This is a genomic window from Streptomyces sp. NBC_00358 (genome assembly GCF_036099295.1).
In the GTDB taxonomy this organism is placed as follows: domain Bacteria; phylum Actinomycetota; class Actinomycetes; order Streptomycetales; family Streptomycetaceae; genus Streptomyces.
In genome coordinates, this window is the sequence record NZ_CP107976.1 from 5641615 (window position 1) to 5656528 (window position 14914).

Sequence of the window (14914 nt, forward strand, 5' to 3'; positions counted from 1 at the left end):
CACCACCCGTTCCGTGAACGGCCTCGCGGGGGCCTCCCGGCCCCGTTCCGACCCGAGGTGGACTGGGGAGGGACAGGCCCACCGGTGTAGCTTGGTGACCGAGCCAGACGTCGCTGCTGATGGCGGTCGGGCGGTCCCACCGCGGACCGGCCGAGGGAGAGAGGGCCTCCGACGGACTGCGCTGCGCGCACCGGGCACAGCTGTGCCCTGACCGCGCACGTCCGTGCCCTGACCGGGCACGCGTTCGTGCCGGCCGCCGCGCAGAACAGCCCTACCCACCTCGCCCCCGATTCCGAGGAGCAGCTCGTATGACGACTGTCGACAACCGACAGGACTTCAAGGTCGCCGACCTCTCCCTGGCCGCCTTCGGCCGCAAGGAGATCACCCTCGCCGAGCACGAGATGCCCGGCCTGATGTCGATCCGCCGGGAGTACGCCGAGGCGCAGCCCCTCGCGGGCGCCCGCGTCACCGGCTCCCTGCACATGACGGTGCAGACCGCCGTCCTCATCGAGACCCTGGTCGCCCTGGGCGCCGAGGTCCGCTGGGCCTCCTGCAACATCTTCTCCACCCAGGACCACGCCGCCGCCGCCATCGCGGTCGGCCCGAACGGCACGCCCGAGAACCCGCAGGGCGTCCCGGTCTTCGCCTGGAAGGGCGAGACCCTGGAGGAGTACTGGTGGTGCACGGAGCAGGCGCTGACCTGGCCGAACACCCCCACCGGCGGCCCGAACATGATCCTGGACGACGGTGGTGACGCCACCATGCTCGTCCACAACGGCGTCGAGTACGAGAAGGACGGCAAGGTCCCCTCGGTCGACACCGCCGAGTCCGACGAGCACCGCGTCGTCCTCGAACTCCTGCACCGCACCATCACGGACGGCTCGCAGAAGTGGACCCAGCTCGCTTCGGAGATCCGCGGCGTGACCGAGGAGACCACGACCGGCGTCCACCGCCTGTACGAGATGTACCGCGAAGGCACCCTGCTGTTCCCGGCGATCAACGTGAACGACGCCGTCACCAAGTCGAAGTTCGACAACAAGTACGGCTGCCGCCACTCCCTGATCGACGGCATCAACCGCGCCACCGACACCCTCATCGGCGGCAAGACCGTCGTCGTCTGCGGCTACGGCGACGTGGGCAAGGGCTGCGCGGAGTCCCTGCGCGGCCAGGGCGCCCGCGTGATCATCACCGAGATCGACCCGATCTGCGCCCTGCAGGCGGCGATGGACGGCTACCAGGTCACGACCCTCGACGAGGTCGTCGACAAGGCCGACATCTTCGTCACCACGACGGGCAACAAGGACATCATCATGGCCGCGGACATGGCCAAGATGAAGCACCAGGCGATCGTCGGCAACATCGGTCACTTCGACAACGAGATCGACATGGCCGGCCTCGCCAAGATCCCCGGCATCGTCAAGGACGAGGTCAAGCCCCAGGTCCACACCTGGAAGTTCCCCGACGGCAAGGTCATCATCGTGCTGTCCGAGGGCCGCCTGCTGAACCTGGGCAACGCGACCGGCCACCCGTCGTTCGTGATGTCCAACTCGTTCGCGGACCAGACCCTGGCCCAGATCGAGCTGTTCACGAAGCCCGAGGAGTACCCGACCGACGTCTACGTGCTTCCCAAGCACCTCGACGAGAAGGTCGCCCGTCTCCACCTCGACGCGCTCGGCGTGAAGCTGACGACGCTCCGCCCCGAGCAGGCCTCGTACATCGGTGTCGAGGTCGACGGCCCGTACAAGTCGGACCACTACCGCTACTGAGCACGCCCGCCGAGCAGCGGTACCACCGCTCGGCGTCCGGATGTCAGCAGGCCCTCGCCGTCCCGGCGGGGGCCTGTCCCCGATGAGGACCTGAACGCCCATGCCCCGCGGCCGTTATTCGCTCCATGACCCGCACGATCACACCCCCCTCGCCGACGAACACTTCCACTGCGCGCCCGGCCCCTCCGGCTGGCGCTATGTCTCCCAGCTCACCACCCCGTCCGGCACCGGGCCCGACGGCCTTCCCCGGCCGGGAAAGGGAACCGTCACCGGCTCGGTCGACCTCGCCCTCGACGAACTCGGCCGCCCCATCCGCCTCGAACTGCACGCGGCGGACTGGCAGGTGCGCGGCGCGGCACTCGACGGCGTGACCTGGGTCCGCACCGACCCCACCGGCACCGAGGCCACCGAAGGCAACGTGCCCGCCCACGCCTTCACCGGGACCTCTCCCGCGTTCCTCGTCGCCACCGCCCGTCTCCTTCGCCTCACCCCTTCCGCCGCCGCCCCTGCGACCCGCGTACGCCTCGTCGCCTTCACCGGTCCGGTCCTCGCCCCGCGCACCCTCGACCAGTCCTGGGCCTTGATCGCAAGCGAAACACACGCCACTGACAACGGCCCGCTGACCGTGGACGAATACCAGGTCACAGCGCTGGACACCGGGGAACAGCACGCCGTGCACATCGCGGGAGACGTGGTCCTCGCGGCCCCCGGCATCGAACTGGAGCACCTCGAATCACCGCCGTCGGTGTTCGCCTGACGGCGGCTCAGCGATGCGGTCCGGTCAGGGAGGGCGCCGAGCCGGTGGCGGGGCGGTTACGCGGGCGGCGCGAAACCGGTGGAGGGGCGCTCCCTCAGGCCGGCCTGCTCCGCCGGACCGACGGGATCGACCTGGGGCGGCGCAGGCCGAGGGGACGCGGGCCCCTGAACCGCGACCGGATACCCGGCGGGGCTCGGCGGGTAGGGGCCGCCGCCGAACCCGGGTGCCGCGGGGAAAACGCCCGGAGCTCCACCGAACGCCCGACGAGCCTCCCGAGTCTGCCGCTCCTGCACCACCGCCGCCAGATACGCGCCCGCCGGCACCCCCTGAGGCGCCGGAGCCCCGGTACGGGCGGCGAGATCCGCGGCGAGCCGTTCCGCCATCGCCCCACCGACCTGCGGATCCAGCTGCTGCATCCGCGTCAGGTACTGGCGGACGGCCAGCCACAGCCCGTCCGGTACGGCGGACAGGTCGAGTTCGGCGAAGCGCCCCGCCAGCCAGGGCGGCGGCGCGGGAACGTACGGCATACGCCCCACCGGAATCCGCTCCCGCACGACAAGCGTCCCCGCGAACACGTCGCCGAGCCGCCGCCCGCGCTCCGACACCAGCGAGGCGACACACGCGACGATGCCGAACGTCATCAGAATCTCGACCACGCCCACGGCCCCGCGCACCAGCGCGTGCCGGAACCGGATCGGTCCGCCGTCGTCCCGGACCACCCGCAGCCCGAACGCCAGCTTCCCCAAAGACCGGCCGTGACTGAGCGTCTCCACCGCGATGGGGCCGCCGACCAGTACAAGAAGGAAACTCGCGATCGAGAGAGCTGTCTGCGCCGCGTCGTCCAAGGCGGCAGTCGAGGCGACCAGACCGATGGTCACGATGATGTAGACCGCCAGCGTCACGACCAGGTCGAGGAGCACGGCAAGAGCCCGGCTCGGCAGTTTCGCGGGGCGCAGCTCCAGCGCCACCGCCTCGCCCGTCACTAGCTCACTCACGTGCGCCGTCCTTCCCCTGACCTGCCCCGAGAACCGCCAGTCTGCCAAGCTGAGGGCACATCGTGCCTCAGTACGACAACCTGACATCCACGATGAGCAGCCGACGAGCATCCGAGGAGCAGGCAAACCGATGGACCTCGATGTCTTCGTCTCCGCCCACCGAGCCGAATGGGACAGACTCGACGCCCTGCTGAGGCGCCGACGCCGGCTCACCGGAGCCGAGGCCGACGAACTCGTCACCCTCTACCAGCGAACCGCCACCCATCTCTCGCTGATCCAGTCCAGTGCGCCGGATCCCCAGCTCACCGGGCGCCTCAGTCAACTCGTGGCACGCGCGCGCAGTGCCGTGACCGGCACCCGCCGGGCCTCCTGGCGCGATGTCACCCGCTTCCTCACGCACGGTTTCCCGGCAGCGGTCTACCGCTCCCGCCACTGGTGGGTGCCCACGGCGCTCCTCTCCACCGCGATAGCCGCCCTCCTCGGGTGGTGGATCGGCACCCATCCAGAGGTGCAGGCCTCCATCGCGGCTCCCAGCGAACTGCGGACCCTCACCCGTCCCGGTGGCGAGTACGAGACCTACTACTCCAGCCATCCCGCGGCCGCCTTCGCCGCCCAGGTGTGGACGAACAACGCCGAAGCCGCGGCGATGTGCCTGGTCCTGGGTGTCTTCCTGGGCATTCCGGTCCTGTGGGTCCTCTTCGAGAACATGCTCAACCTGGGTGCCGGCATCGGCCTGATGTCATCGGCCGGCCGCCTCGACACCTTCCTGGGACTCGTCCTCCCGCACGGCCTGCTGGAACTGACCGCTGTCTTCGTCGCCGCGGGCACGGGACTGCGACTGGGCTGGACCGTGATCGATCCGGGCCCGCGATCCCGTCGCGCAGCCCTCGCCGAAGAGGGCCGCGCCGCGCTGGGCATGGCCATAGGCCTGGCGCTCATCCTCTTCGTCTCGGGGGCCATCGAAGGCTTCGTCACCCCGTCGGGTCTTCCCACCTGGGCCCGAATCGGCATAGGAATCGCGGCTGAACTGGCCTTTCTCGTGTACGTCTATGTCCTCGGCGGTCGCGCGGCACGCTCCGGCGAGACCGGCGACGTCTCAGCATCCGAGCGAAGCGCCACTCTTCCGACGGCCGCCTGATGTGCGTGCACACCCGCTGACCTGCTAGTCTCCTCTTTGCCCCAGAGAACCCATTGACACGGGTCGACGGGGGAGGTAGATTCGAACAGTTGCCTAGAACTGGACACGTCCGGTGGCAGCGGTTAGAGTCTGCTCGCTTCTCAAAGCAATCGACACGTCGATTCAGAAGAAGCCCCTCCTGATGATTCAGAAATGGTTGCCGGTCAATCCGGCCCACAGATTCTGATAAAGTCGGAGCCGCTGGAAAGAGAAACGCGAAAGCGGATTACCTGGAAAGCACCGAGGAAATCAGGCCCGAAAGGATCTGATAGAGTCGGACTCGCCGGAAAGGGAAACGCGGAAGCGGGAACCTGGAAAGCACCGAGGAAATCGGATACGGAAACGGTCTGATAGAGTCGGAAACGCAAGACCGAAGGGAAGCGCCCGGAGGAAAGCCCGAGAGGGTGAGTACAAAGGAAGCGTCCGTTCCTTGAGAACTCAACAGCGTGCCAAAAATCAACGCCAGATTTGTTGATACCCCGTCTCCGGCCGATCGGTCGGGACGAGGTTCCTTTGAAAAAGTCCTGCCGGGCATTGTTCCGGTAGGCGCATCAGCGAGGACGCTGTGAACCGAAGGGATTATTCCTCCCTCCGGTTCCGCTCTCATGATGTTTCACCGGATTACCGGTAAACATTCACGGAGAGTTTGATCCTGGCTCAGGACGAACGCTGGCGGCGTGCTTAACACATGCAAGTCGAACGATGAACCACTTCGGTGGGGATTAGTGGCGAACGGGTGAGTAACACGTGGGCAATCTGCCCTTCACTCTGGGACAAGCCCTGGAAACGGGGTCTAATACCGGATAACACTCCTGCCTGCATGGGCGGGGGTTAAAAGCTCCGGCGGTGAAGGATGAGCCCGCGGCCTATCAGCTTGTTGGTGAGGTAGTGGCTCACCAAGGCGACGACGGGTAGCCGGCCTGAGAGGGCGACCGGCCACACTGGGACTGAGACACGGCCCAGACTCCTACGGGAGGCAGCAGTGGGGAATATTGCACAATGGGCGAAAGCCTGATGCAGCGACGCCGCGTGAGGGATGACGGCCTTCGGGTTGTAAACCTCTTTCAGCAGGGAAGAAGCGAAAGTGACGGTACCTGCAGAAGAAGCGCCGGCTAACTACGTGCCAGCAGCCGCGGTAATACGTAGGGCGCAAGCGTTGTCCGGAATTATTGGGCGTAAAGAGCTCGTAGGCGGCTTGTCACGTCGGGTGTGAAAGCCCGGGGCTTAACCCCGGGTCTGCATTCGATACGGGCTAGCTAGAGTGTGGTAGGGGAGATCGGAATTCCTGGTGTAGCGGTGAAATGCGCAGATATCAGGAGGAACACCGGTGGCGAAGGCGGATCTCTGGGCCATTACTGACGCTGAGGAGCGAAAGCGTGGGGAGCGAACAGGATTAGATACCCTGGTAGTCCACGCCGTAAACGGTGGGAACTAGGTGTTGGCGACATTCCACGTCGTCGGTGCCGCAGCTAACGCATTAAGTTCCCCGCCTGGGGAGTACGGCCGCAAGGCTAAAACTCAAAGGAATTGACGGGGGCCCGCACAAGCAGCGGAGCATGTGGCTTAATTCGACGCAACGCGAAGAACCTTACCAAGGCTTGACATACACCGGAAAGCATTAGAGATAGTGCCCCCCTTGTGGTCGGTGTACAGGTGGTGCATGGCTGTCGTCAGCTCGTGTCGTGAGATGTTGGGTTAAGTCCCGCAACGAGCGCAACCCTTGTTCTGTGTTGCCAGCATGCCCTTCGGGGTGATGGGGACTCACAGGAGACTGCCGGGGTCAACTCGGAGGAAGGTGGGGACGACGTCAAGTCATCATGCCCCTTATGTCTTGGGCTGCACACGTGCTACAATGGCAGGTACAAAGAGCTGCGAAGCCGCGAGGCGGAGCGAATCTCAAAAAGCCTGTCTCAGTTCGGATTGGGGTCTGCAACTCGACCCCATGAAGTCGGAGTTGCTAGTAATCGCAGATCAGCATTGCTGCGGTGAATACGTTCCCGGGCCTTGTACACACCGCCCGTCACGTCACGAAAGTCGGTAACACCCGAAGCCGGTGGCCCAACCCCTTGTGGGAGGGAGCTGTCGAAGGTGGGACTGGCGATTGGGACGAAGTCGTAACAAGGTAGCCGTACCGGAAGGTGCGGCTGGATCACCTCCTTTCTAAGGAGCATCTAGGCCGCCAAGCTTGCTTGGTGGTCCAGGGCCATTACGTCGGCACACGTTCGACGGTGGTTGCTCATGGGTGGAACGTTGATTATTCGGCACTCTTGACTGTCTTCTCCTTCCAGTACTGTCCTTCGGGGCGTGGAAAGAATGAGGGAAGCAGGAAGAGGGTCGGGCACGCTGTTGGGTGTCTGAAGGTACGGCCGGAAGGCTGCCTTCAGTGCCGGCCCCAGTGAACTTGCCTCCGGGCAGGGTGATGGGTGGTTGGTCGTTGTTTGAGAACTGCACAGTGGACGCGAGCATCTGTGGCCAAGTTTTTAAGGGCGCACGGTGGATGCCTTGGCACCAGGAACCGATGAAGGACGTGGGAGGCCACGATAGTCCCCGGGGAGCCGTCAACCAGGCTTTGATCCGGGGGTTTCCGAATGGGGAAACCCGGCAGTCGTCATGGGCTGTCACCCATACCTGAACACATAGGGTATGTGGAGGGAACGCGGGGAAGTGAAACATCTCAGTACCCGCAGGAAGAGAAAACAACCGTGATTCCGGGAGTAGTGGCGAGCGAAACCGGATGAGGCCAAACCTTGTATGTGTGAGACCCGGCAGGGGTTGCATGCAAGGGGTTGTGGGATCTCTCTTTCACAGTCTGCCGGCTGTGAGACGAGTCAGAAACCGTTGATGTAGGCGAAGGACATGCGAAAGGTCCGGCGTAGAGGGTAAGACCCCCGTAGTCGAAACATCAACGGCTCGTTTGAGAGACACCCAAGTAGCACGGGGCCCGAGAAATCCCGTGTGAATCTGGCGGGACCACCCGCTAAGCCTAAATATTCCCTGGTGACCGATAGCGGATAGTACCGTGAGGGAATGGTGAAAAGTACCGCGGGAGCGGAGTGAAATAGTACCTGAAACCGTGTGCCTACAAGCCGTGGGAGCGTCGCGCATTGAGTTTACTCAGTGCGTCGTGACTGCGTGCCTTTTGAAGAATGAGCCTGCGAGTTTGCGGTGCGTTGCGAGGTTAACCCGTGTGGGGAAGCCGTAGCGAAAGCGAGTCCGAATAGGGCGATTCAGTAGCGCGCTCAAGACCCGAAGCGGAGTGATCTAGCCATGGGCAGGTTGAAGCGGCTGTAAGAGGTCGTGGAGGACCGAACCCACCAGGGTTGAAAACCTGGGGGATGACCTGTGGTTAGGGGTGAAAGGCCAATCAAACTCCGTGATAGCTGGTTCTCCCCGAAATGCATTTAGGTGCAGCGTCGTGTGTTTCTTGCCGGAGGTAGAGCACTGGATAGGCGATGGGCCCTACCGGGTTACTGACCTTAGCCAAACTCCGAATGCCGGTAAGTGAGAGCGCGGCAGTGAGACTGTGGGGGATAAGCTCCATGGTCGAGAGGGAAACAGCCCAGAGCATCGACTAAGGCCCCTAAGCGTACGCTAAGTGGGAAAGGATGTGGAGTCGCACAGACAACCAGGAGGTTGGCTTAGAAGCAGCCACCCTTGAAAGAGTGCGTAATAGCTCACTGGTCTAGTGATTCCGCGCCGACAATGTAGCGGGGCTCAAGCGTACCGCCGAAGTCGTGTCATTGCAGCAATAGGGCCAACGCCCGCTGTGATGGGTAGGGGAGCGTCGTGTGCCGGGTGAAGCCGCGCCGGAAGGCAGTGGTGGACGGTTCACGAGTGAGAATGCAGGCATGAGTAGCGATACACACGTGAGAAACGTGTGCGCCGATTGACTAAGGGTTCCTGGGTCAAGCTGATCTGCCCAGGGTAAGTCGGGACCTAAGGCGAGGCCGACAGGCGTAGTCGATGGATAACCGGTTGATATTCCGGTACCCGCTGTGAAGCGTCAAACATTGAACCAGGCGATGCTAAGTCCGTGAAGCCGCCCCGGAGCCTTCGGGCAAGGGGGAGTGGTGGAGCCGACGGTCCAGACCTGTAGTAGGTGAGTGATGGGGTGACGCAGGAAGGTAGTCCATCCCGGGCGGTGGTTGTCCCGGGGTAAGGGTGTAGGCCGTGTGATAGGCAAATCCGTCACACATTAAGGCTGAGACCTGATGCCGAGCCGATTGTGGTGAAGTGGATGATCCTATGCTGTCGAGAAAAGCCTCTAGCGAGTTTCATGGCGGCCCGTACCCTAAACCGACTCAGGTGGTCAGGTAGAGAATACCGAGGCGTTCGGGTGAACTATGGTTAAGGAACTCGGCAAAATGCCCCCGTAACTTCGGGAGAAGGGGGCCATCACTGGTGATCCGATTTACTCGGTGAGCTGGGGGTGGCCGCAGAGACCAGCGAGAAGCGACTGTTTACTAAAAACACAGGTCCGTGCGAAGCCGTAAGGCGATGTATACGGACTGACGCCTGCCCGGTGCTGGAACGTTAAGGGGACCGGTTAGTCACTCTTCGGGGTGGCGAAGCTGAGAACTTAAGCGCCAGTAAACGGCGGTGGTAACTATAACCATCCTAAGGTAGCGAAATTCCTTGTCGGGTAAGTTCCGACCTGCACGAATGGCGTAACGACTTCTCGACTGTCTCAACCATAGGCCCGGTGAAATTGCACTACGAGTAAAGATGCTCGTTTCGCGCAGCAGGACGGAAAGACCCCGGGACCTTTACTACAGTTTGATATTGGTGTTCGGTTCGGCTTGTGTAGGATAGGTGGGAGACTGTGAAGTGCGGGCGCCAGCCCGTGTGGAGTCGCCGTTGAAATACCACTCTGGTCGTGCTGGATGTCTAACCTGGGTCCGTGATCCGGATCAGGGACAGTGTCTGATGGGTAGTTTAACTGGGGCGGTTGCCTCCTAAAGAGTAACGGAGGCGCCCAAAGGTTCCCTCAGCCTGGTTGGCAATCAGGTGTTGAGTGTAAGTGCACAAGGGAGCTTGACTGTGAGACCGACGGGTCGAGCAGGGACGAAAGTCGGGACTAGTGATCCGGCGGTGGCTTGTGGAAGCGCCGTCGCTCAACGGATAAAAGGTACCCCGGGGATAACAGGCTGATCTTCCCCAAGAGTCCATATCGACGGGATGGTTTGGCACCTCGATGTCGGCTCGTCGCATCCTGGGGCTGGAGTCGGTCCCAAGGGTTGGGCTGTTCGCCCATTAAAGCGGTACGCGAGCTGGGTTTAGAACGTCGTGAGACAGTTCGGTCCCTATCCGCTGTGCGCGTAGGAATATTGAGAAGGGCTGTCCCTAGTACGAGAGGACCGGGACGGACGAACCTCTGGTGTGCCAGTTGTCCTGCCAAGGGCATGGCTGGTTGGCTACGTTCGGGAGGGATAACCGCTGAAAGCATCTAAGCGGGAAGCCTGCTTCGAGATGAGTATTCCCACCCCCTTTGAGGGGTTAAGGCTCCCAGTAGACGACTGGGTTGATAGGCCAGATCTGGAAGGCGGGCAACCGCTGGAGGTGACTGGTACTAATAGGCCGAGGGCTTGTCCTCAGTTGCTCGCGTCCACTGTGTTGGTTCTGAAACCACGAACAACCGTCGTAGCTATGCCACGGCTCCGGTTGACAGTTTCATAGTGTTTCGGTGGTCATAGCGTGAGGGAAACGCCCGGTTACATTCCGAACCCGGAAGCTAAGCCTCACAGCGCCGATGGTACTGCAGGGGGGACCCTGTGGGAGAGTAGGACGCCGCCGAACAAATTTTGAAGAAAACCCCCGTACCGGGAAACCGGTCACGGGGGTTTTCTGCGTTTAGGGGTCAGGGCGGACAGAGGTAATGTCCTCAGGCCTTTCACCCGAACTCGCCCAGGGGGCGAGTCAATTCATGCTCCCCGGGTTCTTCCCCCTTCTTCTACAAGCGGCCTGCGGCCTTCAAGGCCAGATAGGCGTCCGCGAGAGCCGGCGCCAGGTCGTCCGGGGTCGCGTCGACGACGGTGACTCCGCGCCGGCGCAACTGCTCTGCCGTGCGGTGACGCCCAGCCTCGGCCTGAGCCGCGGCCGCTGCCTCGTAAACCGAGTCGATGTCTCCGCGGGCCTTCGCCATCCGGGCGATGTGCGGGTCCGCGACCGATGCCAGCAGGACCGTATGGCGCTGAGTGAGGCCGGAGAGTACGGGGAGCAGACCCTCGTCCACGGGGGCCGCGTCGAGGCTGGTCAGGAGCACGATCAAGGATCGCCGCGGGGCCGTACGCAGGGCCGTGGCGGCCAGACCGCGGGCGTCCGTCTCGACGAGCTCGGGCTCCAGGTCGGCCATCGCGTTGACCAGGGACGGAAGGACATCGCCTGCCGCGCGGCCCTGGACGAGGGCCCGCACCCGGCGGTCGTAGGCCAGGAGGTCCACGCGGTCGCCCGCGCGGGAGGCCAGGGCAGCGAGGAGCAGAGCCGCGTCCAGGGAGGCGTCGAGGCGGGGGGTGTCTCCGACACGGCCCGCGGAGGTGCGGCCCGTGTCGAGGACCAGAAGGATGTGACGGTCGCGCTCGGGACGCCAGGTGCGTACGGCGACCGTCGACCTGCGGGCTGTCGCGCGCCAGTCGATGGAACGGGTGTCGTCGCCGGGGACGTACTCGCGCAGGCTGTCGAACTCCGTGCCCTCACCGCGTGTCAGCACGCTGGTGCGGCCGTCGAGTTCGCGGAGCCGGGCCAGTTTGGAAGGCAGATGCTTCCTGCTGGTGAAGGGGGGCAGGACGCGTACGGTCCAGGGGACTTCGTGGCTGCCCTGACGGGAGAACAGGCCGAGGGGGCCGAACGAGCGGATGGTGACGCGGTCGGCCCGGCGGTCGCCGCGGCGCGTGGGGCGCAGACGCGTCGTCAGACGGCGGCGTTCCCCGGCGGGGACGCTCAAGCGGTGACGGGAGGCGTCGACCTCGGTGCCGGGTTCCCAACTGCTGGGCGGCCAGGCGTCGCGGAGGTGTGCGCGCAGGAGGCGGCCGGAGGGGTTGGTGACGGTGAGGGTGACGTCGGCGGACTCGCCGAGGCGTACCGAGGTGTCGCCGGCACGGGTCAGGCCGAGGCGTCGCACGGGGGCCGCGAGGACGGCGTCGCAGGCACAGGCCAGGGCCAGGGGGGCGTTCACGGCGAGGATGCCGGTCCAGCTCGGGCCCCAGATGCCGACGGGGAGCGCGCCGAGGGCCGCGAGGAGAGCGGCGCGTCCGGTGAGTGCCATCAGCGGGGGACGGGGACGTGGGCGAGGATCGCGTTGATGACCGAGTCGGCCGTGACGCCCTCCATCTCGGCCTCGGGGCGGAGTTGGACGCGGTGGCGGAGCGTGGGCAGGGCCAGGGCTTTGACGTCGTCGGGGATGACGTAGTCGCGGCCGGTCAGCCAGGCCCAGGCACGGGCCGTGGCGAGCAGGGCGGTCGCGCCGCGGGGGGAGACGCCGAGGGTGAGCGAAGGCGATTCGCGGGTGGCGCGGCAGAGGTCGACGACGTACCCGGTGATCTCTGGGGAGACCGCTGTCTTGGCGACCGCGGTGCGGGCGGCTTCGAGATCGGCGGGGCCGGCCACGGGTCGCAGGCCGGCCGCGCGCAGGTCGCGCGGGTTGAAGCCGTCGGCATGGCGCGTGAGTACGTCGATCTCGTCCTGGCGGGAGGGCAGAGGGATCGTCAGTTTGAGTAGGAAGCGGTCCAGTTGGGCCTCGGGGAGCGGATACGTTCCCTCGTACTCGACCGGGTTCTGGGTCGCGGCGACCAGGAAGGGCTCGGGGAGCGGCCGGGGCGTGCCGTCGACGGTGACCTGGCGCTCCTCCATCGCCTCCAGCAGCGACGCCTGGGTCTTGGGCGGCGTGCGGTTGATCTCGTCGGCGAGCAGGAGGTTGGTGAAGACCGGGCCGGGCTGGAAGGAGAACTCGGCCGTGCGGGCGTCGTAGACGAGCGAGCCGGTGATGTCGCTCGGCATGAGGTCGGGGGTGAACTGGACACGCTTGGTGTCGAGTTCCAGTGCGGACGCGAGCGCGCGGACGAGCAACGTTTTGGCCACCCCGGGGACTCCTTCGAGGAGAACGTGTCCGCGGCACAGGAGGGCGACGACGAGGCCGGTCACAGCGGGGTCCTGGCCGACCACGGCTTTGGCGATCTCGGTGCGCAGGGCTTCCAGGGAGGAGCGGGCGGTGTCCGCAGCCCCGGAGTACCCGGCGTATCCGGCGTTGTCAGTGGTCGGGTCCATCATGAAATGCGTACCTCTCTTTCGAGGGCGTCGAGTTGGTCGGAGAGGGAGACGAGGGCCGCGTCGTCGCGGGGTGGCGGCCCGAACAGGAGCGGGAGCAGGGCCTGCCCGTCGCCGTCGAGGCGGGCTGACAGGGCGGGGAGCAGGGCTTCGGGCGCGTGCGCCTGGGCCGGGGACACACCGACGAGGGGGGCGAGGCGCGTGCGGGTGGTGGAGCGCAGAGCGGCGGCAGCGCGGTCGCGGGCGTTGACCTTGCGGTAGAGCCGGGCGCGGCCTTCGGTGGTCTCGGAGGCGCGGATCGCGACGGGAAGCCGTTCGGGTACGAGGGGGCCCATGCGGCGTGCCCGCCAGAGCGCGGCCAGGACCGCCGCGATGAAGAGCTGCAGTGTGCCCCAGAGCCAGCCGGAGGGGAGCAGGTCGAGGAAGCTCTGGGTGCCCGTGTCGGTGGCCGAGTCGTCGGAGAGCGAGGGGAGATACCAGACCAGATGGGCGCGGGAGCCGAGGAGTTGGAGAGCGAGCGAGGCGTTGCCCTGCTCGTCGAGGTGGTCGTTGTAGAGGATGTCGGGGGCGCCGAGCACGACGGTGTCGCCGCCCCCGGAGGGTGCCGGTACGCGCAGGAGCGTGGGCAGGCCCTCGCTGGGGTAGCAGGCGTCGGTGCCCGGGTCGCCGGTGGTGTAGCGGATGCCGCCCGTGTCCGCGCTGCCCGCTCGCCGGGCGGCGGGAAGGGCGCAGTCTGGGGAGAGCGTCGAATCGAAGCTGACCGCGGGGTCGGCGGTGACTCCTGGGACGAGGGTGCCGACGGAGGGCGGTCCGGGGGAGATCAGGACCGTACGGCCGTCGGATCGTTCCGTCGCCGTGCGCAGGAGCGTCTGCTGACGCTCGGTCAGCAGGTCGGGGGCGGCGATCAGCAGGGTGGTGTCGGATCCTGCCGAGGCGCGGGCCCTGTCGAGGGTGGTGACCACACGCGTGGAGACCCCCTGCTCTGCGAGGAGTTCGGCGACGGCTCGACTGCCGGAGGGGTCGGCGGAGCGTGGGTCGAGGAGGCCGTGGCGGGCGTCCGAGCGGACCGCGGCTATCACGAGGGCGGCCGCCAGCAGGACGACGAACGCGAGGACGATTCCGCGCGAGCGGGTCCACAGCCGGCGGGCGGTGGGCGAAGTGGAGGTGGAGGCGGGGGCGGACGCGAGGGCGGCCTCGGTCATGAGGCGGCCCCCTGGCGGCTGTCGCTGGTCGTGCTCCGGTCCGTGCTGTGGGTGCTGTCCGTGAGCACGGGCCTGGTGCGCTCCACGTCGCGGTCGAGCTCGGTGAGTCGCTGGTATCCGCGCGGGTCGCCGGCCCGGCCGCCGTACGTGATGTCGTCGAAGTCCCGTGCCGCGGCGCGCAGTCGGTCCGTGTGGGCGGGCAGGGTGCGGCTCGCCTCCGCTGCCGCCTCGTCGGCCGTGCGGCCGGGGCGCGGTTCGAGCAGGGCGCGTTCTTCCAGCGAGCGCACGATGGCGCGCATCCGCTCCTGGACCGCCTGGTTCCAATGGCCCTGGGCGGCATGGCCCTCGGCGGCGGCCCGGTGTTCGGCGGCGGTCCTGGGCCGGTTGTCGAAGACGGGGGCCGACGGGGCGGGGGTGCGGTGGGGAGTGCCCAGGCGCCACCACAGGGCGGCCAGGACCGCGACGACCGCGAGGACGATGACGACGAGCCCGAGCGTCCCGCCGGGTGTCGCGGTGGAGGCTGCGCCGAAGAGCCGGTGGACCCAGTCCCAGAAGGCGTTGAGGGCACGCTGGAGGAGGCCGGGGTCGTTCTCGTGGTACATCCGCTTGGACAGTTCGCGTCGGGCCGCCTCCCGCGCCGGGCCGCGCGGCGTCGTCACCGGAGGTCCGTCGCCGCGCGACAGCGCGAGGACGGCTGTCGCGCCGGTGCGCGGACCCGTGAGCAACGCTGTGAGAACTCCCCCCGCCCCGTTCACCGC

At 66.0% G+C, this 14914-nt stretch carries 8 protein-coding genes and 3 rRNA genes; 6 read left to right on the forward strand and 5 right to left on the reverse strand.

Annotated features, from left to right (window positions below; translation table 11 throughout):
• Positions 1-308: 308 nt before the first annotated feature.
• Together ahcY and OHT01_RS24075 are read left to right on the forward strand one after the other, a co-directional pair.
• A complete protein-coding gene (ahcY, locus tag OHT01_RS24070; RefSeq protein WP_328555191.1) occupies positions 309-1766 on the forward strand; it encodes an adenosylhomocysteinase in 1458 nt (485 codons plus the stop codon).
• Between the two features lie 100 nt (positions 1767-1866).
• Positions 1867-2523: a hypothetical protein gene (locus tag OHT01_RS24075; RefSeq protein ID WP_328555192.1), complete on the forward strand. Its 657-nt coding sequence runs from the start codon at positions 1867-1869 to the stop codon at positions 2521-2523.
• A gap of 56 nt (positions 2524-2579) precedes the next feature.
• On the opposite strand, the gene OHT01_RS24080 is transcribed toward OHT01_RS24075, so the two are convergent.
• Positions 2580-3518, reverse strand: coding sequence for an RDD family protein (locus tag OHT01_RS24080; protein ID WP_328555193.1), 939 nt, complete (start codon positions 3516-3518; stop codon positions 2580-2582).
• 130 nt (positions 3519-3648) lie between these two features.
• Here OHT01_RS24080 and OHT01_RS24085 point away from each other — a divergent pair, with 130 nt between their 5' ends.
• The 4 genes from OHT01_RS24085 (at position 3649) to rrf (ending at position 10491) form a co-directional block, all read left to right on the forward strand.
• The gene (locus OHT01_RS24085; RefSeq protein ID WP_328555194.1) at positions 3649-4656 is read left to right on the forward strand and encodes a stage II sporulation protein M; all 1008 of its coding nucleotides are present in this window, start codon (positions 3649-3651) and stop codon (positions 4654-4656) included.
• A gap of 673 nt (positions 4657-5329) precedes the next feature.
• Positions 5330-6855: ribosomal RNA gene (locus tag OHT01_RS24090) — 16S ribosomal RNA — on the forward strand.
• Positions 6856-7165: 310 nt separating this feature from the next.
• Positions 7166-10288 (forward strand): 23S ribosomal RNA (locus OHT01_RS24095).
• Between the two features lie 86 nt (positions 10289-10374).
• Positions 10375-10491, forward strand: a 5S ribosomal RNA gene (rrf, locus tag OHT01_RS24100).
• Together the 16S, 23S and 5S rRNA genes form the textbook arrangement of a ribosomal RNA operon.
• A 154-nt stretch (positions 10492-10645) precedes the next feature.
• Here rrf and OHT01_RS24105 read toward each other — a convergent pair.
• Genes OHT01_RS24105 through OHT01_RS24120 form a run of 4 tightly spaced genes read right to left on the reverse strand, consistent with a single transcriptional unit; the run spans position 10646 to position 14911 of the window.
• Complete coding sequence (locus tag OHT01_RS24105; protein ID WP_328555195.1) at positions 10646-11956, reverse strand: DUF58 domain-containing protein; 1311 nt, start codon at positions 11954-11956, stop codon at positions 10646-10648.
• The gene (locus OHT01_RS24110) at positions 11956-12954 is read right to left on the reverse strand and encodes an AAA family ATPase (protein ID WP_328558242.1); all 999 of its coding nucleotides are present in this window, start codon (positions 12952-12954) and stop codon (positions 11956-11958) included. The genes OHT01_RS24105 and OHT01_RS24110 overlap by 1 nt, the downstream gene beginning before the upstream one ends.
• Positions 12954-14156 (reverse strand): DUF4350 domain-containing protein, encoded by a 1203-nt coding sequence (locus OHT01_RS24115; protein WP_328555196.1) that lies wholly within the window; start codon positions 14154-14156, stop codon positions 12954-12956. Before OHT01_RS24115 ends, OHT01_RS24110 begins: the two co-directional genes overlap by 1 nt.
• Complete coding sequence (locus OHT01_RS24120; protein ID WP_443043430.1) at positions 14153-14911, reverse strand: DUF4129 domain-containing protein; 759 nt, start codon at positions 14909-14911, stop codon at positions 14153-14155. Before OHT01_RS24120 ends, OHT01_RS24115 begins: the two co-directional genes overlap by 4 nt.
• Positions 14912-14914: the final 3 nt, after the last annotated feature.